This is a genomic window from Dermacoccus sp. NHGro5, assembly GCF_017565385.1.
Classification (GTDB): Bacteria; Actinomycetota; Actinomycetes; order Actinomycetales; family Dermatophilaceae; genus Dermacoccus; species Dermacoccus nishinomiyaensis.
Genome location: NZ_JAGEKQ010000015.1, coordinates 22,674 through 47,277 on the forward strand (window position 1 = coordinate 22,674; position 24,604 = coordinate 47,277).

21 protein-coding genes are annotated in these 24,604 nt (G+C 70.7%); 6 read left to right on the plus strand and 15 right to left on the minus strand.

Translation table 11 applies throughout. The features are described from left to right. Positions 1 to 5: 5 nt before the first annotated feature. On the plus strand, positions 6 to 866 hold the full coding sequence (locus J4Z35_RS07590) for a hypothetical protein (protein ID WP_074040685.1): 861 nt from the start codon (positions 6 to 8) through the stop codon (positions 864 to 866). Here the strand turns inward: J4Z35_RS07590 and J4Z35_RS07595 are convergent. Then, on the minus strand, positions 830 to 1,261 hold the full coding sequence (locus J4Z35_RS07595; protein ID WP_006943863.1) for a hypothetical protein: 432 nt from the start codon (positions 1,259 to 1,261) through the stop codon (positions 830 to 832). The two genes, J4Z35_RS07590 and J4Z35_RS07595, sit on opposite strands and share 37 nt — an antisense overlap. Before the next feature lie 225 nt (positions 1,262 to 1,486). Between J4Z35_RS07595 and J4Z35_RS07600 the strand changes: the two genes are divergently transcribed. Beyond that, a complete protein-coding gene (locus tag J4Z35_RS07600; RefSeq protein WP_006943843.1) occupies positions 1,487 to 1,735 on the plus strand; it encodes a WhiB family transcriptional regulator in 249 nt (82 codons plus the stop codon). Positions 1,736 to 1,999: 264 nt separating this feature from the next. Here J4Z35_RS07600 and J4Z35_RS07605 read toward each other — a convergent pair whose 3' ends face one another. The 3 genes from J4Z35_RS07605 to J4Z35_RS07615 are packed head-to-tail and all read right to left on the minus strand — an operon-like array spanning position 2,000 to position 8,787. Further along, positions 2,000 to 3,679, minus strand: coding sequence for a PAS domain-containing sensor histidine kinase (locus tag J4Z35_RS07605; RefSeq protein WP_074040683.1), 1,680 nt, complete (start codon positions 3,677 to 3,679; stop codon positions 2,000 to 2,002). A 5-nt stretch (positions 3,680 to 3,684) separates the two neighbouring features. Continuing rightward, a complete protein-coding gene (locus tag J4Z35_RS07610) occupies positions 3,685 to 8,595 on the minus strand; it encodes an NAD-glutamate dehydrogenase (RefSeq protein WP_074040682.1) in 4,911 nt (1,636 codons plus the stop codon). 54 nt (positions 8,596 to 8,649) lie between these two features. After that, positions 8,650 to 8,787 carry a hypothetical protein gene (locus J4Z35_RS07615; protein WP_165584067.1) on the minus strand — a complete coding sequence of 46 codons (138 nt, stop codon included), beginning with the start codon at positions 8,785 to 8,787 and terminating at the stop codon, positions 8,650 to 8,652. Here J4Z35_RS07615 and J4Z35_RS07620 point away from each other — a divergent pair. Then, positions 8,786 to 9,367 carry a hypothetical protein gene (locus J4Z35_RS07620; RefSeq protein ID WP_038568913.1) on the plus strand — a complete coding sequence of 194 codons (582 nt, stop codon included), beginning with the start codon at positions 8,786 to 8,788 and terminating at the stop codon, positions 9,365 to 9,367. The two genes, J4Z35_RS07615 and J4Z35_RS07620, sit on opposite strands and share 2 nt — an antisense overlap. 27 nt (positions 9,368 to 9,394) lie before the next feature. Here the strand turns inward: J4Z35_RS07620 and J4Z35_RS07625 are convergent, their stop codons facing one another. The 3 genes from J4Z35_RS07625 to J4Z35_RS07635 are packed head-to-tail and all read right to left on the minus strand — an operon-like array spanning position 9,395 to position 11,803. Continuing rightward, positions 9,395 to 9,802 carry a hypothetical protein gene (locus tag J4Z35_RS07625; protein WP_143181265.1) on the minus strand — a complete coding sequence of 136 codons (408 nt, stop codon included), beginning with the start codon at positions 9,800 to 9,802 and terminating at the stop codon, positions 9,395 to 9,397. A gap of 37 nt (positions 9,803 to 9,839) precedes the next feature. Then, positions 9,840 to 11,126 (minus strand): ParA family protein, encoded by a 1,287-nt coding sequence (locus J4Z35_RS07630; protein ID WP_062258536.1) that lies wholly within the window; start codon positions 11,124 to 11,126, stop codon positions 9,840 to 9,842. Next, on the minus strand, positions 11,123 to 11,803 hold the full coding sequence (locus J4Z35_RS07635; RefSeq protein WP_006945788.1) for an SAF domain-containing protein: 681 nt from the start codon (positions 11,801 to 11,803) through the stop codon (positions 11,123 to 11,125). The genes J4Z35_RS07630 and J4Z35_RS07635 overlap by 4 nt, the downstream gene beginning before the upstream one ends. 118 nt (positions 11,804 to 11,921) lie before the next feature. Between J4Z35_RS07635 and J4Z35_RS07640 the strand changes: the two genes are divergently transcribed. Beyond that, the gene (locus J4Z35_RS07640; RefSeq protein WP_006945776.1) at positions 11,922 to 12,137 is read left to right on the plus strand and encodes a helix-turn-helix domain-containing protein; all 216 of its coding nucleotides are present in this window, start codon (positions 11,922 to 11,924) and stop codon (positions 12,135 to 12,137) included. A gap of 81 nt (positions 12,138 to 12,218) precedes the next feature. Here J4Z35_RS07640 and J4Z35_RS07645 read toward each other — a convergent pair whose 3' ends face one another. Then, positions 12,219 to 12,782, minus strand: coding sequence for a hypothetical protein (locus J4Z35_RS07645; protein ID WP_131941312.1), 564 nt, complete (start codon positions 12,780 to 12,782; stop codon positions 12,219 to 12,221). Positions 12,783 to 12,982: 200 nt separating this feature from the next. Here J4Z35_RS07645 and J4Z35_RS07650 point away from each other — a divergent pair, with 200 nt between their 5' ends. Next, the gene (locus J4Z35_RS07650; protein ID WP_167539849.1) at positions 12,983 to 14,095 is read left to right on the plus strand and encodes a LysM domain-containing protein; all 1,113 of its coding nucleotides are present in this window, start codon (positions 12,983 to 12,985) and stop codon (positions 14,093 to 14,095) included. Then, positions 14,092 to 14,643 carry an Rv3235 family protein gene (locus J4Z35_RS07655; protein ID WP_074040679.1) on the plus strand — a complete coding sequence of 184 codons (552 nt, stop codon included), beginning with the start codon at positions 14,092 to 14,094 and terminating at the stop codon, positions 14,641 to 14,643. Before J4Z35_RS07650 ends, J4Z35_RS07655 begins: the two co-directional genes overlap by 4 nt. Positions 14,644 to 14,656: 13 nt before the next feature. On the opposite strand, the gene secA is transcribed toward J4Z35_RS07655, so the two are convergent. The 7 genes from secA to mtrA form a co-directional block, all read right to left on the minus strand. Beyond that, positions 14,657 to 17,380 (minus strand): preprotein translocase subunit SecA, encoded by a 2,724-nt coding sequence (secA, locus tag J4Z35_RS07660; protein WP_074040678.1) that lies wholly within the window; start codon positions 17,378 to 17,380, stop codon positions 14,657 to 14,659. A 97-nt stretch (positions 17,381 to 17,477) separates the two neighbouring features. Next, positions 17,478 to 18,092, minus strand: coding sequence for a response regulator transcription factor (locus tag J4Z35_RS07665; protein ID WP_074040677.1), 615 nt, complete (start codon positions 18,090 to 18,092; stop codon positions 17,478 to 17,480). Positions 18,093 to 18,219: 127 nt separating this feature from the next. After that, positions 18,220 to 18,861 carry a ribosome-associated translation inhibitor RaiA gene (gene raiA, locus J4Z35_RS07670; protein ID WP_038568925.1) on the minus strand — a complete coding sequence of 214 codons (642 nt, stop codon included), beginning with the start codon at positions 18,859 to 18,861 and terminating at the stop codon, positions 18,220 to 18,222. A gap of 223 nt (positions 18,862 to 19,084) precedes the next feature. Then, on the minus strand, positions 19,085 to 19,870 hold the full coding sequence (locus tag J4Z35_RS14840; RefSeq protein ID WP_171969870.1) for a phosphoribosyltransferase family protein: 786 nt from the start codon (positions 19,868 to 19,870) through the stop codon (positions 19,085 to 19,087). A gap of 219 nt (positions 19,871 to 20,089) precedes the next feature. Next, positions 20,090 to 21,916 (minus strand): LpqB family beta-propeller domain-containing protein, encoded by a 1,827-nt coding sequence (locus J4Z35_RS07680; RefSeq protein WP_083603936.1) that lies wholly within the window; start codon positions 21,914 to 21,916, stop codon positions 20,090 to 20,092. Further along, positions 21,913 to 23,694, minus strand: coding sequence for an MtrAB system histidine kinase MtrB (gene mtrB, locus J4Z35_RS07685; RefSeq protein WP_074040675.1), 1,782 nt, complete (start codon positions 23,692 to 23,694; stop codon positions 21,913 to 21,915). Before mtrB ends, J4Z35_RS07680 begins: the two co-directional genes overlap by 4 nt. After that, positions 23,672 to 24,358, minus strand: coding sequence for an MtrAB system response regulator MtrA (gene mtrA, locus J4Z35_RS07690; protein WP_115297234.1), 687 nt, complete (start codon positions 24,356 to 24,358; stop codon positions 23,672 to 23,674). The genes mtrB and mtrA overlap by 23 nt, the downstream gene beginning before the upstream one ends. Positions 24,359 to 24,604: the final 246 nt, after the last annotated feature.

Here is a 24,604-nt window from a genome sequence, read left to right on the forward strand (position 1 = left end):
GAGGCATGTCAACCCGCGCCAAGATCGCCGTCGCCGGCCTCGTCGTCGCCGCCCTGCCCGTCGTCGTCGCGACGACCGGTTCGGCCGAGACGTCGCCGGCCTCCTCCCCCACCGCGGCGACGAGCACGTCCGCTGCGACGCCGTCGTCCGCGACCACGGGCGCGTCGCCCAGCGCCTCGTCGTCGGGATCTGCCTCCTCGTCGGCCGCCGCTGGGTCGACGCACGTCGACAAACCGCTGCAGCTACGCCTCGACGGCAAGACGGTCGACCCGTCCTCCGTGCCCGACGCGACGTCACTGTTCACCCGCGGCGAGCTCGCGCCGATCATCCCGCACCTCGACGGGGTGAGCGGCAGCGACGACACGCTCGAGTTGAACATCGCCGGTGAACCCTCTGACGACCGCAGCCACTTCGTCATCGCGCTGCCGCACACCGGTGAGTGGAAGGACGTCGAGGCCGCCTGGAAGCGTGACAAGGCCCTGCACGAGAAGCGCGCCCAGGCCAACCGCGGTCTCTACACGTTCTACGGCGAGGGCGCGCACGGCGTCAGCGATTCCTTCACCGACGGGACGACGACCTATGCGCTCGTGCGCACGGGGGAGGCTGCGGCGGTCGTTCGTTTCTCCGGCATCGGTTTCTCGACGCTGGCCGACTCGCACGCCGATTCGCGCCGCGCGTACACGACGAAGACCGTGCCCGCGCTCCTCGACCTGCTCGGCGCGAAGCTGCGAACCGGTGAGTCGACGAAGGATGCGGGTGCGTCGTCGAGCGCGACGAGTTCTGCGACGTCCCGCGGCTCGGCGAGTCCCCCGACGTCACCCGCCGGCTCTCAGAGCGCCGCGCCGTCCTCGACGTCCGCCTCGTAGCGCGGTAGCGGCAGCGCGACGACGAACGTAGCCACAGCAACGACGACGGTCGCGATGCCGAGCGCGGCGGCACCGCCGTCCATGAGGCTGAAGCCGATCGGCACGAGCATGGCGTTCCACAGCAGCGTCGGGGTCTTGACCAGTGACTTGGCACGCACCAGGCCGACGACGAGGGCCAGCACCGCTCCCCCGAGGACGACGAGCATGGCCGCCTCCGTGAGGGCGCGCGTCGTCGTGCTGGCCGATCCGGTGACGGCGCTCACGACCGACATGACGGCCATGACGAGGATGGCGGCCGCCGAGATCGCCGTGCCCGTAGCGGCGGCGAGCCAATGGGCGCGCGAGCCCTTCCAGGTGGGAGCGGGGATCGATGACGTCGAGCGGGTGGTGTCCACGCTTCCACTTTACGCCGCGACATTTACGAACATCGTGTGAGCAAAAGCTCACATAAGCACACAAAAAGTTCGGGCAAACCCCTTGTGCTCGCCCGCGCCAGGTGTGAACCTATAACGGAACACCTCCGCAGCGCGTCCCAGCGTCGCACTGTGGACACGCCGGCACCCCGGCAGCGTTCGAACCGACCCCGCCGGTTTCAGCGGAGACATCAAGGAGCAAGCCACATGGATTGGCGCAATCGCGCTGCGTGCCTGGACGAGGACCCGGAGCTTTTCTTCCCGATCGGCAACACCGGCCCTGCCCTGCAGCAGATCGAAGACGCCAAGGCTGTGTGCCGACGCTGCGAAGTGATCGACACCTGCCTGAAGTGGGCTCTCGAATCCGGTCAGGATGCAGGCGTCTGGGGCGGCCTCTCGGAAGACGAGCGTCGCGCTCTCAAGCGCCGCAACGCCCGCGCCCGCCGCGCCAGCTGACCTGAGCCCCGCGTCGACGACTGGCGGCACACCCTGGGTGTGACCGCCAGTTCTGTCATGTCCGGGCCCGGCTGCTGGTGCTGGGATCTGCGCGCCGGCGGGTGAACACGGCGATGAGCGACTGTGACCGATGATCGCACATGGGCACGAACATCGCCGATGGGGACGGGATTCGCGAAGGTAGACGAAAATCGTCGATGGGGACGGGATTCGCGCACCGGGTAATGGTTGAGAATCGAGGACTTGGGGCGCGGCTGACGTAGGTCAGTTCGACGCAGGGACTGGACGCAGACGGGCGCTGAAGTGCGCGTCGGTGCCGCCGCCCTCGAGGCGATGCCAGGCGATCTCGCCGTGCAGATCCTCGACGAACGTCGTGACGATCTGCGTCCCGAGCCCGCTGCGCACGCGTGCTGACGCACCTGTCGGCGCGTCCGGGCCGGTACCGCCACGCTCGCCGCCGGGCGCACCTCCGCGCTCGTAGCCGCGGCCGTCGTCGATCACGTGGACGTCGAGCCGGTCGCCGTCGCGACGTGCCCGTACGGTGACGTTGCCGCCGGCGTCCCCGAGGCCGTGCTCGACGGCGTTCTGCACGAGCTCGCCGAGGACCATCGCGAGGGACGTCGCGTCCTCGCTCGAGAGCACACCGAAGGAGCCGTCGAGGTGGGAGGCCACCGAGGCGTCCGAGCGGCGGGCCACGTCGATGCTCGAGGCGAGGCCGCGGGCAGCGACGTCGTCGAAGTCGACCGTGCCACCGAAGCCCTCGCTGAGCGACTCGTGAACCGCGGCGATGACGCCGACACGGCGCCCCGCGTCGGCGAGGGCCTGACGGGCCTCCTCGTCGGGCAGCCGGCGCGCCTGCAGGCGCAGCACCGCGGCCACCGTCTGCAGGTTGTTCTTGACGCGGTGATGGATCTCGCGGATCGTCGCGTCCTTCGTCAGCAGTTCGCGGTCGCGACGGCGCAGCTCGGTGATGTCGCGCAGCAGCAGCGCCGCGCCGAGGCGGCGTCCGCCGGCCACGAGCGGCACGGCACGCACCATGACGGCGGCCGAGCCGCGCCGGAACTCCGCCTGCCAGGGGGCGCGGCCCGCGAGCACGACGGTGGCCTCCTCCGGCCCGTCGCTCGCCTTGACGCCGCGTTCGTCGAGCGCGGTGGCGAGGCGCAGGCCGGGGATGTTGCTCTCCACCCCGAGCCTGCGGAGCGCCGAGACCGCGTTGGGGCTCGCGTAGGTGACGCGACCGCTCGCGTCGAGCTCGACGACACCGTCGCCGACGCGCGGCGCACCCCCGCGACCGCCCATGACGCCGCCGCCGTCGGGAAAGGTGCCCTCGGCGATCATGCGGAACAGCGCCTCCGCGAGCGCCACGTAGCGCGTCTCCAGGCGGCCGCGACGACGCACGTTGCCCAGGCGCATGTGGCACCCGAGAACCGCGATGACGCATCCGCCGCGCCGCACGGGCACGAGGCGCCGTGAGACCGGCTCGCCTTCGACGACGATGTCCACGCGCGTCTCCGCACCCTCGAGGCGAGCGCGATCGAGGCCCACCTGCAGATCGTTCGAACGGGCGGCGTCCTCAACACCGTCACTCACGTCGGAGGCGTCCGCGTGGGCTTCACCCTCACGCAGCCCCCGCTCGACAGAGGTGCCTGCGCGAGCAGCAACCTCAGCGGCACCACCACGATCGGCATCGTCCTGTGCCCGCGACGAGTCGAGTTCCTGCGGCCTGGCGCCGACGAGGTCGTCGGCGAACAGGCTGACGCCCGTCGTCGGGCGTACGTGCGCCGCGACCTGCCACCCGGCGTCGCCGCGCACCCACATCATGAGGTCGCCGAAGGCGAGGTCGGCGAGCAGCTGCCAGTCGCCGACGAGCAGGTGCAGCCACTCGTGGTCGGCCTCGTCGAGTGACGAGGCCGACCCGAGGACGTCCTGCATCGTCGCGTTCACCGCGCTCAGTCGCGCTCCCCTGCCGCAGCGCGCGTCAGTGAGCGCATCGTGCGCAGCGCCACCGACATCGGGGCCAGGCGGGCCGCCGAGTTCTGCACGCCCGTCACGGCGGCGCGGGCACGCTCGACGGCGAGCGAGTGGCGCTGCGCCCACTGCTGCCAGCGCTCCTGCGTCGTCTGCGATGCCTCCGACTCGGCGAGCACATCCCGTGTGAGGTCGGCGAGCACCGCGTACGCGTCGTCGCGCACGGCGCCGCGCGCCAGCGCGTCCCAGCGGTCGTCACGCGGCAGCTCGGCGATGGCGTCGAGCATGCGGCCGAGGCCGATCTGGGCGCCGCCGTAGTAGTACGCCGCGGCGACGTCCTCGACGTCCTCACCGAGGTCACGCGCGAGCTCGACGATGTCGAGCAGGACGAAGTCGTCGAGCAGGGCCGCCGCACGTCGCGCGAGCGCCGTCGGGACGCCCTCGCCGACGAGCTGGTCGACCTCGGCCTCGAACTTCTCGCGCCCGACGCCGACGACGAGGTCGGGCACCTTCGGCGACAGCTGCTGCACGGGTCCGCGGTAGCGCTCGACGAGCGTCTCGATCGGCGTGTGCTCCACCTCGTGGTGGACGAACCAGCGCGTCGCCCGGTCGAGCAGGCGGCGCAGACGCAGCAGCAGCCTTGACTGCACCTGCGTGCTGATGACGTGGTCGAGCGCCTCGACGTCGTCGATGAAGCTCTGCGCGTCGAACACCTCACGCGCGACCACGAAGGCCTTGACGATCTCCTCGGCCCGGGCGCCCGTCTCCTCGACCGCGCGGTGGACGAAGGTGATGCCGCCGCGGTTGACGAGGCCGTTGACGAGCGAGTTCGTGATGATCTCGCGCCGCAGCGGGTGGTTCTCCATCGTCGTGGCGTACGGCTCACGCAGCGCCTCGGGGAAGTAGCCGAGCAGCTCACGCACGAGCCACGGGTCGTCGACGAGCTCGCTCGCGCCGACCTCGTTCTTCAGCCGTAGCTTCGAGTACGCGAGCAGCACGCTGAACTCCGGCGACGTCAGCCCCTCGCCGGCCTCGAGGCGCCGATCGATCTCGGCCTCGTCGGGCAGGAACTCGAGCTCGCGGTCGAGGAAGCCGTCCGACTCGAGGTCGGCGATGAGCCGGCGGTGCACGTGCAGCATCTGCGGGCCCTGCACGCGAGCGTTGCCGAGCAGCGTGTTCTGGTCCGTGTTGTGACGCAGCACCTTCGAGCCGACCTCGTCCGTCATCGAGGCGAGCAGCTCGTTGCGCTCCTCGAGTGCGAGCGCACCGTCGCGCACGGCGTCGGCGAGCAGGATCTTGATGTTGACCTCGTGGTCGCTCGTGTCGACACCGGCCGAGTTGTCGATGGCGTCGGTGTTGACGCTGACGCGGTGCTGTGCGGCCTCGATGCGCCCGCGCTGGCTGACGCCCAGGTTGCCGCCCTCACCGATGACGCGCACGCGCAGGTCGCGACCGTCGACGCGCACGGCGTCGTTGGCACGGTCGCCGATCTCGGCGTTCGTCTCGTCGGAGGCCTTGATGTACGTGCCGATGCCACCGTTCCAGAACAGGTCGACGGGGGCGAGCAGCACCGCGCGCATCAGATCGTTCGGCGTCATCGTCTCGACGCCGTCGTCGACGCCGAGTGCCTCGCGGATCTGCGGTGTCAGCTTGATCTGCTTGGCCCAGCGGGAGAAGACGCCGCCGCCCTCGGAGATGAGGTCGCGCGAGTAGTCCGACCACGACGAGCGCGGCAGCTCGAACAGGCGGCGCCGCTCGGCATACGACGCGGCAGCGTCCGGGTTGGGGTCGATGAAGATGTCACGGTGGTCGAAGGCGGCCACGAGTCGGATGTGCTCCGACAGCAGCATGCCGTTGCCGAACACGTCACCACTCATGTCGCCGACGCCGACGACGGTGAAGTCGTCGCTCTGCGTGTCGTGGCCGAGCTCGCGGAAGTGGCGCTTGACCGATTCCCATGCGCCGCGGGCGGTGATGCCCATCGCCTTGTGGTCGTAGCCGTTCGAACCGCCCGAGGCGAAGGCATCGTCGAGCCAGAAGCCTTCGCGACGCGCTACGGCGTTGGCCTTGTCGGAGAACGTCGCGGTGCCCTTGTCGGCGGCGACGACGAGGTAGGGGTCGTCGTCGTCGTGGCGCACGACGTCCTGCGGCGCGATGATCGTGTCGCCGTCACGGTTGTCGGTGACGCTGAGCAGACCGCCGATGAAGGCCTCGTAGGCCTCGACGCCCGCGGCGAGCCATGCCTCGCGATCCGCCGGGTCGGGCAGCTGCTTCGCGACGAAACCGCCCTTCGACCCGGTCGGCACGATGACGGCGTTCTTGACCATCTGCGCCTTGACGAGGCCGAGGATCTCGGTGCGGAAGTCCTCGAAACGGTCGCTCCAGCGCAGCCCGCCGCGCGCGACGAGCCCGAAGCGCAGGTGCACACCCTCGACCTTCGGGCCGTAGACCCAGATCTCGAACATCGGCACGGGCGCGGGGATGCCGGGAACGTCGGCGCAGCGGATCTTGAACACGAGCTCCGCACACTCACCGGAGAGCAACTTCGGCGTGTACGCGTTCGTGCGCACGATCGCCATGATGACGCCCTCGAGTGTGCGCAGGATGCGGTCGTGGTCGAGGCTCGCGACATCCGCGAGACCGTCGGCGAAGCGCTGGCGGACGGCCTGCGTCTGCGCCTCTCGCTCGTCGGCGTCGAGGGAGGGGTCGAAGCGCGCCTCGAACAGGCGCACGAGCAGCGACGTCAGATCCGTGTTCGCGAGCAGCGCCGCGACGACGTACTCGTAGCTGAGCGAGAACCCGATCTGACGCATGTAGCGCGCGAGCGCCCGCAGATGGTTGATCTGACGCCACGACAACCCGGCCGCGAGGACGAGCTGGTTGAGCGCGTCGTTCTCGGCCTGTCCGCGCCAGGCGGCGAGCACCGTCTCCATGACGTTCGTGCGCCGACGCGCGCTCTCCTGCGGCGTGTTGCCCCACATCGCCGTGCGATCGGCGACAAGGCCGAAGTCGTAGACGTGGCAGGTGGAGCCGTCGGCGCGCGTCAGCGTGTACGGACGCTCGTCCGAGACCTGCACGCCGAGGTTCGTGAAGATCGGGAATACCTCGGTGAGCATGAGCGGCTCGTTGCGGAAGATCTTGAGGCGTCGCTCGCGCGAGTCGACCTTGTCGGTGCCGTACAGCGTGAGCGCCGCGTCGTCGTCACCGAGGCGTTCGAGCCGGCGCATGTCGGCGACGGCCTGACGGGGGGTGAAGTCGTCGGAGTAACCGGCCGGGAACCCGTCGGCGAAGGTCGAGATGAGCTGGCGGGCATCGACGTCCGCGAGCCCCTCCTCCGCGTGCGCGGCCTGCGTGACGCGCTCGCTCCACGTGCGCGTCACCTCGAGGACGGCGGCGCGGATGTCGTCCGCACTGACGTCCGGGATCGCCGTCCCACGCGGCAGGCGCACCGTGTAGTAGATGCGTGCGAGCGCCTCGGAGGTGACGCGGGCGGTGTAGTCGACCGTCTCCGCGCCGTACGCCTGGGCGAGGTGCTGAGCAATGGCCTCGCGCACGCGGGTGTTGTAGCGATCGCGCGGTAGGTAGACGAGGACGGCGACGAAGCGGCCGTAGTCGTCATTGCGCAGGAAGACGCCGACGTGACGGCGCGCCTGCAGGCGTACGACCTCCGTGGCGATCTCGTAGAGGCGCTCCGAGGAGGTCTGGAACAGCTCGTCGCGCGGGTAGCTCTCGAGCACGTGGAGCAGGTCGCGGCCCGAGTGCGAGTCGGGCGAGTAGCCCGCCCGGCGGATCACCTTGGCGACGCGCTCGGCGACGATCGGGATGCTCGACGGCGACGCCGCGTAGGTGCGGGCGGTGTGCAGGCCGAGGAAGCGACGCTCGCCGGTGACGTTGCCCGCCTCGTCGAATGTCTTCACGCCGACGTAGTCGAGGTAGGCGTCACGATGCACGCGCGAACGCGAGTTGGCCTTCGTCAGCGTGAGCAGCTGCGGCGAACGCGCCGCGGCGCGACTCTGCGGCGTCATCCGCTCGAACCCGCGCGGCGCGTCGGAGGCCGAGCGCAGGATGCCGAGGGCGCTGCCGTCGACGGGACGCAGCACGTCCTCGCCGTCGACGACGTCGAGGGCGTACTCGCGATAGCCGAGGAAGGTGAAGTTGTCCTCGGAGAGCCAGGTGAGGAAGCGGCGCACGTCGGCCGTCGCGAACTCCGGCACCGACACGGGCGGGTTGGCTCCGAGGTCGTCGACGATGGCGAGCGCCTGGTCGCGCATGCGCTGCCAGTCGTTCGCGGCGGCGCGCACGTCGTCGATGACGTCGCTGATCGTGCGCTCGATCTCGTCGGCGCCCGTGAAGTCGCCCAGCGGCGAGATGTGCAGGTAGACCCACGACTCCTCGCTCTCGCGCTGGCCCTCCGGCACCGTGTCGGTCTGGCCGGGCAGGCGCACCGCGCCGGGACGCTTACCGCTGCGGCGCGCGAAGCACAGCTGCCCCGAGGCGTCGCGCCGCACCGCCATCTGCGGGTGCAGCAGGTCGCCGATGCCGGCGCCACGCGAGGTGACGGCGGCGACGATCGAATCGACGACGAACGGCATGTCGTCCGTGACGACGCGGATGACGGCGCCCGCAGTGAGACGGTTGACGCCCCCGTGCTCGACGGCGTCGTCGATGAGGGAGGCGGGCAGATCCCCCTCGACCTCGACGATCGAGTGCGCACCGGCGCGGCGCTGCGCGGCCTGCATCTGGCCCTCGACCACCCAGGCCAGGTGGTCGAGCGACTTGCCGGCCAGCTCGGCCGGAGGGATGTCGCCCAACACCCCCTGGACGATCTCGAGCGCGACCCCGGTGCGGGCCTCGACGTCGGACAGAGCAGGCGTTGGAGCCTCGGCAGACATGACCTCTCCTGGCAGAGCGACGGGCGGTACGACGCTGTACCGCTGCCGTCGACTCTAACGCGCCCCGGCGACGTCGACGGCCTTCGGTGTCGCAGACTTCACCGACGCGCCAGGACGCCTCGCGTCGTCGTCCACAAGCTGGGGGCTCGGGCTCGGCACGTTGTCGGTGCCGGCGCCTACGGTGGGGTTCATGGAATCACTCACCGCCGCACCCACGGACGTCGCCCCGCAGCTCACCCGGGCTGCGCTGCGACTGCTCGACGTCACGTTCGAGCCTGCGGCGGTGTGCAGCGGTGAACGCTTCGATCTCGTCGTCGAGGCGTTGAGCGATCAGTTGAGCGACACCGCGACGGCGCTGCTGGCCACCGCTCCCCCGCCACCGTTCCGCGCGCCCGAGCTGCCTCATATCGCCGGGGCGACGACGCGTCGCGCGGGGGTGACGTTGCGGCGCGCCGTCGAGGAGGGCACGCTGCCCGGCAGCGGCCGCTCCTTGACCACGAGCCGTGACGATCTGCTCGACGTCGAACGCTCGATCCGCGACCTCGTGAGCACGCACCCACAGCTCGCGTCCACGGCAGCGCTGCCCTGCGCGGACGCGGTGGGGCGCCTCGCGCGCGTCGTCTCCACCTACGCCCACGGCTACGCGCGGGTGGCTGCCGCGCTCGCACGGCCCGGCTGCTCTCGTGAGGCGGCCGCCGACGCGGCGGCCCGCACCGAACGAGCGCTCGTGCGCTGCCTCGATCGCTGCGGTGACACGCGGGCCCTGCGCTGAGCGCGGGCACGCTCCGCCGGGGGCCGCTCAGAGCAGTGCGCGTACCGCGTCGATCTCGCTCGCGTCGTACCAACTGAGTTCGAGGTCGGCGTCGTCGCTCACCTGCTCACCCTCGTCGCCGACGAGGAAGCACGCGACATCGCGCAGCGTCACGTCGCCTGCCACGACGACGCGGCCGGGGAGTGCGCCGCCACCGGTGGAGGCCGCGGGCCTCACTCGAGCGTCCGGCACGTCGACGACCACGACGACGACGCGGCGCCCGGCACAGCCTGCGGCTGCGAGTTGCGTCGCGATGTGCTCGTGCAGTTCCTCGTCGCCGTGCGGGGCGAGCGCGCGCACGTCGTCGGTGACGGCGAACGCCGCCTCCACCGTCAGAGCCGAGGTGGCGAGCGCCGCGACACCGTCAGCGGTCACGGGGCAGTACAGGCGAGTCATCGGAAAGCCTTTCGAGCGGTGGGGCGACGCCTCGAGCCTAGCGGCGCCGCCATGCGCGACGACGACGCGTCGCATGCGGTGCCACGTCGGCGCCCAGCTCGCTCGCGAGATCGCGCACGGCGGCGAGGTACGGTGCGCCATCAGCGCCCTCGAGCAGGGTTCCGCGCAGCACCGCGGCGTCCAGCGCATCGCGCACGTCGGGCAGCACCGCCACGGGTCGCACACCGAGGAAGCGTTCCAACGCGTCCGCGACGACCGACGAGGCGCTCCCGCCGACCGCTCGTTCGCGGGCCTTCGACACGACGACGCGGACGTCGTCGTGCAGGTCGATGATCGCCGGCGCGTGTTGCACGAACCGTTGCAGCGAGACAGGGTCGCAGCCGGCGAGCGCGACGACGTGGTCGGCGCGCGCGAACGCCTCACTCGAGACCCCGACCCGGGAGGGAGCGACGGTGTCGAACAGCAGGCTCTCGTCGGCCTCGACCTCGGCCGCCACGTCGATGACGACCCAGCGGTAGTGCTGGGCGGCGAGATCGAGGACGCGGCCGAGGTGAAATCGGGTCAGCTCGTGCCAGCGCCCGGAATGCCCGATGCCGGTGAGCACGTCGAAGCCGGGCGTGACGTGCGCGGCGATGGAACGTAACTGGTGCAGGTTGAGGGTGCCCGCATCGACGAGACGCGCGGCCGCGAGCACGCCGGGTGCCTCGTCGAGCAGCCCGAGATGCGCCGAGCAGGACGGCGCGACTGTGTCGGCGTCGACGAGCAGCGTCGGCCCGCTCTCGCTCAGGGCCTGCGCGAGATGGGTGGCGCACGTCGTGCGCCCCGGAGCGCCGGGCGGGCCCCACACGACGACGGTGGTGCTCGTCGGCGATGACGCGGCCGCTGCGCCGTCATCGGGCCCGTCGGTGGCCAGGCTCGTCTCGGCCTGTTCTGCGGCGGCCGAGAGCTCGTGCTCGGCGGGGCCGGTGTGCGCGAGGGTCTCGAAGGCCTGCTCCAGCTCGCCCGATCCGACGACGTGGGTCCGTCGCAGGGACCACGCCTCGCACTGGCGAGCGTCCAGAGCGGATGTGGCTGAGACGACACCGAGCACCGACGCACCCCGCACGGTCAGTTCCGCGACGACGCTGCCGTTCATGCCCGGGAAATCAGGGCTGATCGCGGCGACGGTGACGGCGCCCGACTCGGCGGCGCTGAGTAGTTCGGTGACATCGGCGCAGCGCCGCACGAGGGTCGCGTCCTCGACGGAGGCGAGCTCCTCGGCGAACCGCGCCTCGAGACGCGCCGAGATCGCGGTCGCGACGGTGCACACCGTCATCGTCGTCACGAGCGGGCCGCCGAGTCGAGCGGCACCAGCGTGATGCGCGCGCCCGAGTTGACGGCATCGATCATTGCCGGCAACGACTCGCGCGGGACGAGGATCTCGACGGGCGAGCCGTCGGCGACGGCGACGACACCGCCGCTGCGCGAACCGACGTGCGACACCAGGGCCCGCTCGACGCTCTGGTGCGGCTTGTCGAAGCCGGTCGAGCCGGCGCCCTCCTTCTTGTCCGAAACCCAGACCTCGACGTCCCCGCCGGCGCGGATGACGTCGGCCTGCCCGCGCTCGACGTTGACCGACAGGGCGCGAACCGTCACACCGGAGGCGTCCCCGACGGCGTTCTTCGGCACGAGCTCCCCGGCCCCGACGGCGCGCTGGACGACGCCGCCCGGCTGGGTCGCGCTCGACAGGTACTGCCCGCCGCGATCGTCGAGACGAACCCTCGTCGGCACGAGGTCGGACGAGGTGAGGCGCTGACCAGGCACGAGGGCGCTCTTCGCACTCCACACCTGCACCGAATCGTCGAACGAGCCGATGACACGCAACGTGCCGAGCACGCCGAGGGCGAGCAGCACGATTCCTACGACCCAGCGCACGTCCTTCATGCCGGTCGGCACGAACCGCCGCGCCGCCTGCGCCCCCGGCGAGACGTCCTTCAACCTGCGTACCCCACGCTCACCCACGATGTTCCTCCTCGTTCGTCCACAGCCGAGATCCATCGTCACGCGGGCGAGCGGGCCCGACGCCTAGAATGATCGTCAGGTTTTGGTAAGAATCTCCGCACCCGTCGAAAGGCACCCCATGGCGCAGCGCTTCGTCCAGATCGCCGACGTGGCGGAGACCCTCAACGTCTCGGCGCGGCAGGTCTACGGACTCGTCAAGTCGGGTGAGCTGCCGGCGATCAAGATCAACAACCAGTGGCGCGTCGAGGCAGCCGAGGTGGAGCGCTACATCGAACGCGCCTACGCCGCAACGCGATCCGCCGTCGCCGCCGGCGGAATGGGCGAGGACTTCTGAGGGCTCGACGTTCGTCCACGCGCGCCTGATCACCTGCTCGGGGGGCCGGCGTGAGGTGTGAACTCAGTCAGCGGCAGCGGCTCAGCGTCCGCTGGCGTTGACGTCGATCCACGCGAGATGGGCGAGCGGGAGCACGAGACTCGCCGCGCCGCGCGCCGGGGTGAGGACGACGTGATCGGCGCTCACCGCGTCGATCGTCCCGACGATCGTGTGCCCGCCGAGGCGATGCCAGGCGAGAGGGGCACGTGAACGCGCCATGGCACGCAGCACGCTGCTCCATCCGCGTCCGATCGACGAACCGTCGGCCGCGACGTGGGGGCGCCCCAGCCCGCTGACGCAGGCGATCGCACTGACGGGCACGAGACGGAGCCCGGCACGCACGAGGTCGTCGACACCGTGCACCGCATGCACGCCGTCACGATCGAGAGCGAGCCAGCCCTCCCCCACGTCGAGGAGGTGCCCGCGCAGAGTCTCGGTGCCGACGCTCAGTGCGACGACACTGCCGATCCCGGCACGCAGCCGGTCGACCAGCGTGACGCCGGCGTGCTCGACGCGCACGCTCTCAGCGACCTCTGCCCGCGCCTCGGCACGTTCCTGTGCCTCCTGGGCAGCCTCGAGGTCGGCCAGCAATCTTTCCATTCGCATGGCTCGACGCTAGAGCAGCGAGGAGCTCGGACGGGCGAAAAAAGTTTTTCATCTTCCACGCCCCCACTCGACACGATGTGTCGTTACATTGCATTCATCGACATCACACGTCACTGAACGTCATCGTTCGTCATGGATGTTGATCGGCGGCGACACGAGTCGCGCCGAGGCGCATGACGCGACGACGAAGGCGGAACGCGATGATCACGACGACCAGGGCGAGCACGTCGAACCCCTCGAACACACCTGTCACGCCGCAGCAGCTGAGGAGCGCCGGCATCCTGGCGGGCCTCAGCGCACCGCTGCTCGCGACAGCAGCCGTGGCCGTCGCCGTCACGACCCGACGGGCGCTGCCCGGGCCCGGCGCGACGAGCGAGGACGTCATCGGCGTCGCCGCGGGCGCCGTCCTCACGCTCGCGCTGGCCCGCCTGGCGTGGCTCAGTCTTCGCTCTGCCCTCGACCTGCGGTGCGAGGCACGGCTGCTCGTGGCGGGCGACCTCGAGTGTGGCCGATCGGCGCTCGTCCGAGTTCAGGTCTGCGATTCGCGCTCTGTCGTGGCGCGCTCTGCACCGGTAACGGCGGACGCGACGGGGTCGAGAACCCGCACGGCGAGTCTGTTCCTCGCCGTCGCGGCACTCATCACCGTCGGCGCGCAGTCGGCCGGGGCCGCCGAACCCGCGCCGCGCCCGTCGTTCTCCGTCTCGGCCGAGGTGATGCCGCCCGCCTCGGCCTCTGTCACCGACGCAGCGGCCCCTTCCGGGGCGGTCTCGCCAGCGGCCGCCACTCCCTCGGGCGCGGCACCTGCGTCTGGCACAACCAGCTCGCACTGGCCCGACCGCGAGGCCCCCGACGTCGACGCCCCGGACTTCGAAAACCCCGACCTCGACGCCCCTGACCTCGACTCCCCCGCGTTCGGTTCCCCAGCGTCCGTGTCGGCCCCGTCCGAGGCACGCACATCCGACTCGGCCACGTCCGACACGCCCCAGCCAGCGGTGCCGCGTCCCGGCTGGACGCCGGATCCGTTCAGTACCTCGAACGAGCTGTCCGCCATCGTGCTGGGCACGCCGCGCGGTTCAGGCACGGCCGCGGAACACAGGACGCACGTCGTCGTGCGCGGCGACACGCTGTGGAGCATCGCGGCGTCCTACCTCGCCCCGGGCGCACCGGCGGAAGACGTCGCGGCGTCCCTGCCGGGCTGGCTCGAGGCCAACCCGCTGCTGCGGCTCGATCCGGACACGATCGAGGTCGGCCAGCAGCTCACCCTTCCTGCGTCCTTCGTCTCGACCACCTCAGCGTTCGGAGCCCACCGATGACCACCCTCACCCTCGAACGAGCGAGTGTCGCACCCCCGCGCGCGGCCCACGAAATGCCGCGTGAACTCGATCTGCACGAGATCGGCGGGTTGCTCGACGGCTCGCTGCGCGTCGCCGACGTGCCGGCCATCAGCGCGCGCCTCGCGGTCGACGTCAGCCGCGAGCGCCTGCCGCACCGCGGCGAGCACGACGAGATCTTCGGCCCGCAGCACACGGCGACGTCCGCGTTGCCGGACGCACGGGTGTGGACGCAGCGCTTCGCCCTGGCGCTCGTCGAGGCTCTGGCGGGGCGTCGCTCACCGACGCAGCTCACGCCGCACACGAACACGGACGTGCTGGCGCGCATCCAGCGACGCCACCGCACGACACTGCGTCGCGGTGCCGCGCCCGGACCGACGGGCGTGCGGCGCGTTCAGGTGTGCCAGCCGTGCGACGGCGTCGTCGAAGCGGCCGTCGTCGCCCGCGTCAACGGCCGTGCGACGCCGATCGCCCTGCGCCTCAACGGGGTCGACGGGCGCTGGCAGGTCACCGTCCTCGAGCTGATCTGAGCGTGTCCGCGCCTCAGCGCTTGCGCTTCTTACCGCCCTTGCTCTTGCGGCTGCGCGCTGCGGAGCGACGCTGTTCGCGCGACATCTGCTCCTCGTCGTCCATGACGTGCCCGTCCTTGGCGACGACGTGATCCTCAGCGAGGCCCTCCTCGTTGGGCGCCGTGAAGTGCAGCTGCTCCTGCTTGGGTGCGGGCGTGGATGCCTCGACCTCGGCGGGGTCGACGTCGACGTGGAAGAACAGCTGCGTGGACTCCTCCTTGATCGACTCCGTCATCGCCTCGAACATCTGGAAGCCCTCGCGCTGGTACTCGACGAGCGGGTCGCGCTGAGCCATCTGCCGCAGGTGGATGCCCTCCTTGAGGTAGTCCATCTCGTACAGGTGCTCGCGCCACTGGCGGTCGAGGACGGTGAGCACCACGCGTCGTTCGACCTCGCGCGCAACGCTCGAACCGAGGAAGGCGACGCGGTCGTCGAACGCGTGCTGCGCATCGGAGCGCAGTTCCTCGCCGAGGATCTCCGGCGTGATGCCGGCGCGCCCGCCGAGCTCCGCCTCGAGCTCCTCGAGACCGATCGTGATCGGGTAGAGCTCCTCGAGGGCGCCCCAGAGTCGCTCGAGATCCCAGTGCTCGGAGAAACCGTCCGCGGTCGCCGTCGCGACGTACGTGTCGATCGTGTCGTTGATGAAGTGGCGCATCTGGCCGTCGATGTCACCCTCGAGCACACGCTTGCGTTCGGCGTAGATCGTCTCACGCTGACGGTTGAGCACGTCGTCGTACTTGAGGACGTTCTTGCGGATCTCGAAGTTCTGGCCCTCGACCTGGCCCTGGGCGGACTGGATCGAGCGGGAGACGATCTTGTTCTCGATCGGCTGGTCGTCGTCCATGCCGGAGCCCGACATGAACCGGTCGACGAGCGCCGCGTTGAACAGGCGCATGAGGTCGTCCTGCAGCGACAGGTAGAAACGCGACTCACCGGGGTCGCCCTGGCGACCGGAGCGTCCGCGGAGCTGGTTGTCGATGCGGCGCGACTCGTGACGCTCGGTGCCGAGGACGTACAGGCCGCCGAGTTCCTTCACCTCGTCGTGCTCGGCCTTGACCGCGGCCTCCGCCTTCGCGAGGGCCTCGTCCCAGCTCGCCTCGTACTCCTCGGGCGTCTCCTCCGGGTCGAGGCCCCGCTGCTTGAGCGCGGCGACGGCCATGAACTCGGGGTTGCCACCGAGCATGATGTCGGTGCCTCGACCGGCCATGTTGGTCGCCACGGTGACGCCGCCCTTGCGCCCGGCCTGCGCGACGATGGCGGCCTCACGCTCGTGGTGCTTCGCATTGAGCACCTCGTGCGCGACGCCCTTCTTGCGCAGCAGCTCCGACAGGCGCTCCGACTTCTCGACGCTCGTCGTACCGACGAGGACTGGCTGGCCCTTGCGGTGACGCTCGGCGATGTCGTCGGTGACGGCACGGAACTTCGCGTCCTCGGTGCGGTAGATGCGGTCGGGCTGGTCGACGCGCTGCGGCGGGTTGTTCGTCGGGATCGTGACGACGCCCAACTTGTAGATCTGGTACAGCTCGGCGGCCTCGGTCTGGGCCGTACCCGTCATGCCCGACAGCTTGTCGTACATGCGGAAGTAGTTCTGCAGCGTCACCGTCGCGAGCGTCTGGTTCTCGTTCTGGATCTCGACGCCTTCCTTGGCCTCGATCGCCTGGTGCACACCCTCGTTGTAGCGACGTCCGGCGAGCATGCGGCCGGTGTGCTCGTCGACGATGAGGATCTCGCCGTTCATCGCGACGTAGTCCTTGTCGCGCTTGAACAGTTCCTTCGCCTTGATGGCGTTGTTGAGGTAGCCGATGAGCGGCGAGTTCTGCGCCTCGTAGAGGTTTTCGATGCCGAGCAGGTCCTCGACCTTCTCGATGCCCGGCTCGAGCAGGCCGACGGTCTTCTTCTTCTCGTCGATCTCGTAGTCGCCCGGCTTCGTGATCTTGCCGTCCTTGCCCTTCTCCGCGCGCGTCAGGTGCTCGACGATCGAGGCGAACTCGACGTACCACTTCGTCGCCGCGTCGGCAGGGCCGGAGATGATGAGCGGCGTGCGGGCCTCGTCGATGAGGATCGAGTCGACCTCGTCGACGATGGCGAAGTTGTGGCCGCGCTGCACGAGCTCGTCCGTCGACCAGGCCATGTTGTCGCGCAGGTAGTCGAAGCCGAACTCGTTGTTCGTGCCGTACGTGATGTCCTTGTTGTACTCGTCTCGGCGCTGCGCCGGCGTCATCGACGACAGGATGCAGCCCGTCTCGAGCCCGAGCGCGCGGTGCACGCGGCCCATGAGCTCGGACTGGTACTCGGCGAGGTAGTCGTTGACGGTGACGACGTGGACGCCCTTGCCTTCGATCGCGTTGAGGTAGCTCGGCAGTGTCGCGACGAGCGTCTTGCCCTCACCGGTGCGCATCTCGGCGACGTTGCCCATGTGCAGCGCGGCACCACCCATGATCTGCACGTCGAAGTGACGCTTGCCGATCGTGCGCTTGCTCGCCTCGCGCACGGCGGCGAACGCCTCGGGCAGGATCTGATCAAGGCTCTGCCCGTCCGCGAGTCGCTTGCGGAACCGGTCGGTCTCCTCCCGCAGTTCGGCGTCGGTGAGCTTTTCGAAATCCTCTTCGACGATGTTCACCTGAGCGGCGATCGCCTCGAGCTTCTTGAGCGTTCGTCCTTCGCCAGCGCGCAGAACACGTTCGACAACCTTGGGCACGCGAGACTCCGTAAATCGTTGATCGATCACCTCGGGCGACGGGCCGTTCTCACGGGCCCTCACGCGAGGTGGCGCCCGACGCGCGGGCACAGTTCCCCTAAGAGTAATGGGTGAGCGGCGGCGCCGCCCCGTCAGAGTCCGCTGGGTCGGGTGCGTCTGCGGTTGCCTGTTCCCCCGGCGCCTGACGCAGCAGCGCGCGCGCCTCGGCGCGCGAGGACACCCCGAGCGTGCGATAGATCCGGGCAAGGTGGTTGCGCACGGTGTTCTCCGACAGGAAGAGCGTCGCGGCGATGCTGCGGTTCGAGCGGCCACGAGCCACAAGGTCGAGCACCTCGCGTTCGCGCGCGGACAGGGCATACGTCGGGTGGGGCGCCCGGGCGAGGGCGCATGCCACCGCCCACACCTGAGCCGCTCGCTCGGGTGCCACGTACGGCTCGTCGGCACGCAACATCCGGGCGAGCGCCGCTTCGTCGAGTGGCGTGGGCACCTCGGCGAGCACACCGTGAACACCGCAGCGGATGGCGGTGGCGAGGATGTCGTCGTCCTCGGTGACGACGAGCAGGTGCTCGGGGGTGGCGTGTTCGAGCTGCGCGAGCAGCTCCGCGGCGCTGCGCGGCGCACACCACCGCCACGGCACCTGGCCGCCGGTGATGACGCCGGCATCAGGTCGGCGACCCCTGAGAAGGTCGCGCGGCGCGCCGGCGACGTTCATCGTTCGAGCCTGTTGGACGAGAGCGCTCGCGTGCACGAACCCGACCCCATGGAGGCGTCAGGGCGCGTTCGCCGGGCGGCGGGCGGTCCGTGACGCACCCGCAGCCCGGCGTCATCGGGCGCGCTGCTCAGGCTGTCTCCTCCAGCGTGTCCGGTGCTTCGTCGACGACGTCGAGGTGGATCACTCCATAGCTCCACCCACGGCGGCGGTAGACGAGGCTCGGACGACCGCTGCTCTTGTCCTGGTAGAGGTAGAAGTCGTGGCCGACGAGTTCCATCTCGCGCAGGGCCTCGTCGACGTCCATGGGCGCGCTCGCGTGCACCTTCTCGCGCAGCTGCACCGGGCAGTCCGGATCCTCACCGAGCTGGGCGGCCTCCGGCGCGTCGTCGCGCGTGTCGGGCATGATCTCGAGCACCGGCAGATCCGCCGTCGCCTCCGCGACGGACATCGTGCGGTGCTGGCCGCGCTGGATACGACGACGGTCGTGCTGGCGGCGCAATCGCTCACCGAGCTTTCCCATGACGAGGTCGAGGGCCGCGTACTCCTCGTCCGCCGACGCCTCCGCGCGCACGACGGACCGCTTCGAGCGGCACGTCACCTCGACGCGGTAGGCCTCCTTGGCGCGGCGCGGGTTCGGCTCGTGCGTGATGACGACGTCGCAGCGCATGACGCGCGGGTCGAGCTGCGGAACCTTGGCCAGCTTGTCCTCGACGTGTCGCGCGAGGCGGGCAGGAACCTCGACGTGTCGGCCGGTCACGGTGATCTCCATGGAAATCGACTCCTCGGATCGAGAGAAACTTCGGTGAGAAATCGGCCCCGTCAGCCCGGCTGCAGGCGTCGGGAGCCGCTTCGTGCGCGCCACCACCTCCTGCGGGGATGCTTGTTCGATGTCCTCCAACCTAACCCCCCATCGACGCCCGGGGAAGGGTTCGGGAACGGTCGATTCCGGCCGCCCCCGCTGCGGGCGCCGGCGGGGTGTGATCGTCCCGCGGTCAGCCTGCCGAGCGGGCGTTCGGCTCGTGCGGCGTCGCCGCGAGCGCCGCGACGGCGACGACCCGCACGCCCGCTCGTTCCAGCGTCGCGTGCGCCGCGGCGAGCGTCGCGCCGCTCGTCACGACGTCGTCGAACAGGACGACGCGCGCGCCGGCGCGCACGAGACGCTCCGCCGTCCGCGGCTCGATCCTGAAGGCCCCTTCGACGTTGCGGCGTCGCTCGGCGAGAGTCAGCCGCGCCTGATCCGCGACGCCCCGATCGCGGTGCCGCAGCAGGCTCCGTCCGCTGACGAGGCTGGTGCCCCGACACACGGCGTCGCACAGTTCGCCCAACGGAAAGCGTCCCCGCTCACGGTAGGCCGCGGCCCGGGACGGAATGGGCACGAGGACGAGTGGCCCGGCGCCGGCCGATGGCCGCGCGCCCAGCGCGGCATCTTCGAGTGTGGCGTCGGTGAGTGCGCGAGCGAGCGAGCGGCGCGCGAGGCGCACGAGGACGTCGAGGCCGTCGCTGCGTCCACGATCCTTGAACGCCGTGATGGCCTCGCGCAACGGCCCGTCGAACGCCGTAGCGACGGCGACGTCGAGTTCGGGGGCGTGATGGGCTCGCACCGTGAACGCTTCACGGCACAGACCGGCGTCGCACGTCGCGCACCAGCTCGGGCCCCATGCGCCGCAGCCGAGACAGTTCGACGGCCACGCCAGATCGACGACGTCACGCAGCGCGCCCCTCACCCACGCGACCGGCGGCGTGAGCCGGGCGCCGACGTCGCGAGACTGGCGGGGCACACCCGCGATGATGCCGCCCGCGCGACGACGTCACCACCGACACGCGCTCGCCCCTGTGGACGAGGGTGCGCCGCAGCGCTCCCCCGGGCCACAGCCGTCACCGGTTGTGGACGACGGAGTCTCGGCCCACGCTGTCCGGCGCGCTTTCGACCACCTCATCCAGAGCGACGAGCACGTTCGGCGCGCGCCGAACGACGGCGTCCCAAGCGGAGACGGGTGTCAGGATCGCGGGGCGATGAGGTCGCCCCGGGTGAGGAAACTGCTCCACGAGGAGCCCTGGCGCGTGAAGACGGTGTTCGCGTCGGTTCGCACGAACAGGCCGCTTCGCCCGTCGAGAGTAGACACGAGGCTGCTCGCGCCCGTGACGCCGCCGAGGGGCACCGGGGCGTCGTCGAGCGGCACGAGGGTCGGTTGCAGGAGACCGTCGCTCGTGCCGAGGACGGCGAGGGACGTGCCGTCCGCCCACACGACGTCCTTGACGTCGTGCACGCCCGGCGCGATGTCGTGCGCCGGGCCGAGGGAGACAGGTCGACCGCGCTCGTCGCGTTCGACGGCTGCGACGACGGCGCGCGCGTCGTCGCCGTCACGGATGGTGAGAGCGACGCGGGAGCCCTCGGGCGACACGCTGAGCGATGTGACGGAGGACGCGCCGAGCCACGGGACGTCGAGGGCTGTGGGTGTTCGCGTCGGCGAGGTCGACGTCGTGTCGAGCGCCCACAGCGCGGCGCTCGAGGTGTCGCCTGTCCTCTTCGACCTGGACGCCTGCGACGACGGTGTTGATGCCGACGACGTGCGGCCTGCCACCCACAACCATCCGGAGCTGTCGAACGCGGGACGCACGAGCTGGTTTCCGAGATCGGGGACGGTGACGTCGGTGCCGTTGAGCCAGCGTCGTACCGACGTGCGGTCCTTCGAGATCGCCGCGATCTGCCGCCCGCCCTGGCCGGCGGCGAGCAACGACCAGTCGGCCGGCACCGCGGGCAGCACGGGGCGTCCCTGCGCCGCGCGGGCGTCGGTGCCCGAGACGGAGTCGTTCGCCCGGGCGTGCGTCCAGGCGAGGTAGGCGCCACTGCGGGAGATGACCTCGTCGAGGCTGTCGGCGGTGATCGAGTAGCCGACCTGGCTCGCGTCGCTGACCTGCGCGGGCAGGTTGTCGGTCTCCAGGCGCGCCCCGCCGACGCGCACCGAGACCGAGCGCACCTCCGGCGCCTGCATGACGGTCGCCGTCACCGACGCCCACAGCGCGGCGCGCGCGGGGTTGTCGGCAGCGCTCGCGCGGCTGGAGAGCGCGACGTCCGCCTCGCCGTCGCGCACGGGCACGGCGTCGACGGCGAGCGCCGTCCCCGTCGGCAGGCTCGTCGCGATGGCGGGGCGCAGCCACTGCGGTGGGGCGGAGAGCGCCGCGCGCGCGAGCGCCGTCGCGAGACCCTGGCGCGGCAGCAGGCGCGGGTCGGGTACGAGCGAGCGTCCGTAGGCGGCCGGGTAGTACACGTTGACGCGGCTGAACAGGCGCGCGACGTCCGTGCTGCTGATCCACACGCCCAGCCCGTCGGGCACCTGGCTGAGGCGCCATCCCCCGGCCGTGGAACTCACCGTGAAGCGCAGGTCGCGGCGGGTCGTCGACGGTTGGCGCACGAGGTGGCCATCGGCGTCGATCGTCGCGACGACGGGGACGCTGAGACGCACCGTCGTCGTGTCGGGGCGGGTGGCCGTGATGTCGCTGTCGCCCGCGAAGACGGTGACGGCGGTGCCCGGTTTCCAGCGACGGCTCGCGTCGCCGGTGAGGAAGGTGCGGGCAGCCTGGTAGTCGTCGTGCGCGGACATCTGGGCGCGCAGGAAACCAGTCGCGATCTGGCGCGGATCGTCGTAGGCCGACGCCGTCAGCGGCTCGACGGCGAGCGGTTCGCTGTCGTCCTTCGCGTCGACGGCCTTGCCCGGCGCGACGCTCGACGTCGAGGGCAACCCGACGCACCCGGCGGTCGCGAACACGCTCGCCGCGGCAGCCACGGCCACCAGGGCTCGCGGCGGCCTGCGTCGCGGGCTCATCGTGGGTCCTCGGCGTCGACGGCGCCCTCACCGTCGATGACCTGGGGCAGCGCGTTCGAGCGCTTCTTCGCATCGATCGCGACCGGGTAGCCCGACGCCAGGCGTGCCCCGCCGTCGGAGGTGCGCATCGTGCCGCTCGAGATCTGTTTCGTCCTCGCGGTGAGGCCGGGCTGCAGCGGGCCCGGACTCGCGGCGATGGCGACGCCCTGCACGCGCGGCAGCGTCAACCGGAAGCAGGAGCCCTCGCCGGGTGCGCCCCACGCCTCGAGAAAACCGTCGTGCAGGCGGGCGTCCTCGAGAGAGATCGACAATCCGAGGCCCGTGCCGCCCGTCGTGCGGGCGCGGGCGGGGTCGGCGCGCCAGAACCGGTCGAAGACCTTGTCCGCCTCGCCCTCCTTGAGTCCGATGCCGTAGTCGCGGACGCTGACGCTGACGGCAGTCGAGTTGGCGCGCAACGTCACGACGACGGGCTGGCCCTGGCCGTGCTCGATGGCGTTGGCGACGAGGTTGCGCAGGATGCGCTCGACGCGGCGGCGGTCGACGTCGATCGTGACGTCGTTCGGCGCGTCGAGCACGAGGCGGCAGCCGAGCTTGTCGGCGAGCTGCGCGTGCATGTCGTTCACCTCGGCGCACAGCTGGCGCATCGACGTGGGTGTGCGGCTCAGCACGGCGCCGCCGGCGTCGAATCGGCTGATCTCGAGCAGGTCCGCGAGCAGCGACTCGAAGCGGTCGAGCTCCTTCGACAGCAGTTCGGAAGAACGCGCGACGTGCGCCGCGAAGTCGCCGCGTGAGTCGTGGATCATGTCGGCGGCCATGCGGATCGTCGTCAGCGGTGTGCGCAGTTCGTGCGAGACGTCGGCGGTGAAGCGTTGCTGCAGGTGCGACAGGTCCTCGAGCTGGCCGATCTGACGTTGCAGGCTCGAGGCCATGGCGTTGAAGCTCGTCGCGAGGCGCGCGATGTCGTCCTCTCCGCGCACCGGCATGCGTTCGTCGAGGTTGCCGGCGGCGAGGCGCTCGGAGACGTGCGCGGCGGAGCGGACGGGCGTCACGACGAGGCGCGTCGCGAGGTAGGCGCAGGCGCCGAGGAGCAGGATGAGCGCGAGGCCGCCGGCGGCGAACGAGGTGCGCACGATGCTGAGCGAGTCGGCTTCCTTGTCCATCGGGAAGATGAGGTACAGGTCGTACGCGCCGGCGTTGGGGATGCTGACGCGTGAGCCGACCATGACGGCGGGGATGTGGCGGCCGGTCGCGTCGAGGGAGATGATCTTCGTCTGCTGATGCGCGGGGTCGCGGGCGAGGGCGCCGCGCACGTCGGCGGGTGGGGTGAAGCCGCGCGCACGGGCCGTCGCGACGAGGGGGATGCCGGGGCGCGTGTTGTCGCTGGCGCGCATGAGGATGACGAGGCGCGCGGAGTCGTCGAGCGGGCTCGCGATGCGTTGCACGGAGTCACGCGAGAGGTTGTAGAGCGTCGTCATGTCGGTCTTGTCGGTCGCGTCGAACGCGCTCTGGACGTCAGCGGTCTCGCTCAGCGCGATCTGTTGCGCGGACGCGGTCTTGCTGCGCACGAGCCCGTCGGCGATGCCCTGGTACATGAGGGATCCGACGGCGATGACGACGGTGAGGCCCATGAGCATCGTCAGGCTGATGACGCGCACGTGCAGGCTGCGTCGCCAGCTGCGCACGCAGAACGCGACGAGGCGCCTGATTGCGCGGCGGGACGCGTCGTAGGCGCGTCGTAGGACGCTGCGGGGTGCCTCAGGTGGCGGGTGTGCTGGCACCGGCCTTGTATCCCACACCTCGCACGGTCACGACGATCTCGGGCCTCTCCGGGTCCTTCTCGACCTTGGCGCGCAGGCGCTGGACGTGCACGTTGACGAGGCGCGTGTCGGCGGCGTGGCGGTAACCCCAGACCTGTTCCAGCAACACTTCGCGACTGAACACCTGCCATGGCTTGCGGGCGAGGGCGAGCAGGAGGTCGAACTCGAGGGGAGTGAGGGAGATCGGGGTGCCGTCGCGGGTGACGGAGTGGGCGGCGAGGTCGATCGTCAGGTCGCCGATGGTGACGGTTTCGGGTTCGGCGTCGCCGCGGCGCAGGCGGGCGCGGACGCGGGCGACGAGTTCGGCGGGTTTGAAGGGCTTGTTGACGTAGTCGTCGGCGCCGGCTTCGAGGCCGGCGACGACGTCGAGGGTGTCGGTGCGGGCGGTCAGCATGACGATGGGGACGTCGGATTCGGCGCGGATGGCGCGGCACACTTCGACGCCGTTCTTGCCGGGCAGCATGACGTCGAGCAGGACGAGGTCGGGTTTCGCGTCGCGGAACGTGGCGAGTGCTGACGTGCCGTCGCCGCAGTGGGTGACGTGGTAGCCCTCGCCGCGCAGAACGATGCCGAGCATCTCGGCGAGTGCCGGGTCGTCGTCGACTATCAGCACACGGTTCATCACGTGGGGGCCCCTTCCTTCGTGCGGCGCGTGCGCCCGGTGGGGCGCCGTCCTCGGCTCATTGTCACACATGCCCGCGGGCCCTCCCCGGACCTCTTCGCGCGTCCTGCCGTCCCCGGGGACGTTCGTTGCCACTCTGCCTGCGCGTGCGTTCTGTCTGGCCGAATGTGGACGTGATTCGCACAGGTGGACGAGAACCTCGAAGGTGGACAGGAATTGCGAATGTGACCGCAAATCGCAGTTGTGCAC

Coding starts and splice junctions, on each gene's coding strand:
- J4Z35_RS07590 (WP_074040685.1), top strand. CDS start 6: ATGTCAACCCGCGCCAAGATCGCCGTCGCCGGCCTCGTCGTCGCCGCC.
- J4Z35_RS07600 (WP_006943843.1), top strand. CDS start 1,487: ATGGATTGGCGCAATCGCGCTGCGTGCCTGGACGAGGACCCGGAGCTT.
- J4Z35_RS07610 (WP_074040682.1), bottom strand. CDS start 8,595: ATGTCTGCCGAGGCTCCAACGCCTGCTCTGTCCGACGTCGAGGCCCGC.
- J4Z35_RS07620 (WP_038568913.1), top strand. CDS start 8,786: ATGGAATCACTCACCGCCGCACCCACGGACGTCGCCCCGCAGCTCACC.
- J4Z35_RS07615 (WP_165584067.1), bottom strand. CDS start 8,787: ATGAACCCCACCGTAGGCGCCGGCACCGACAACGTGCCGAGCCCGAGC.
- J4Z35_RS07625 (WP_143181265.1), bottom strand. CDS start 9,802: ATGACTCGCCTGTACTGCCCCGTGACCGCTGACGGTGTCGCGGCGCTC.
- J4Z35_RS07640 (WP_006945776.1), top strand. CDS start 11,922: ATGGCGCAGCGCTTCGTCCAGATCGCCGACGTGGCGGAGACCCTCAAC.
- J4Z35_RS07645 (WP_131941312.1), bottom strand. CDS start 12,782: ATGCGAATGGAAAGATTGCTGGCCGACCTCGAGGCTGCCCAGGAGGCA.
- J4Z35_RS07650 (WP_167539849.1), top strand. CDS start 12,983: ATGATCACGACGACCAGGGCGAGCACGTCGAACCCCTCGAACACACCT.
- J4Z35_RS07655 (WP_074040679.1), top strand. CDS start 14,092: ATGACCACCCTCACCCTCGAACGAGCGAGTGTCGCACCCCCGCGCGCG.
- J4Z35_RS07665 (WP_074040677.1), bottom strand. CDS start 18,092: ATGAACGTCGCCGGCGCGCCGCGCGACCTTCTCAGGGGTCGCCGACCT.
- raiA (WP_038568925.1), bottom strand. CDS start 18,861: ATGGAGATCACCGTGACCGGCCGACACGTCGAGGTTCCTGCCCGCCTC.
- J4Z35_RS07680 (WP_083603936.1), bottom strand. CDS start 21,916: ATGAGCCCGCGACGCAGGCCGCCGCGAGCCCTGGTGGCCGTGGCTGCC.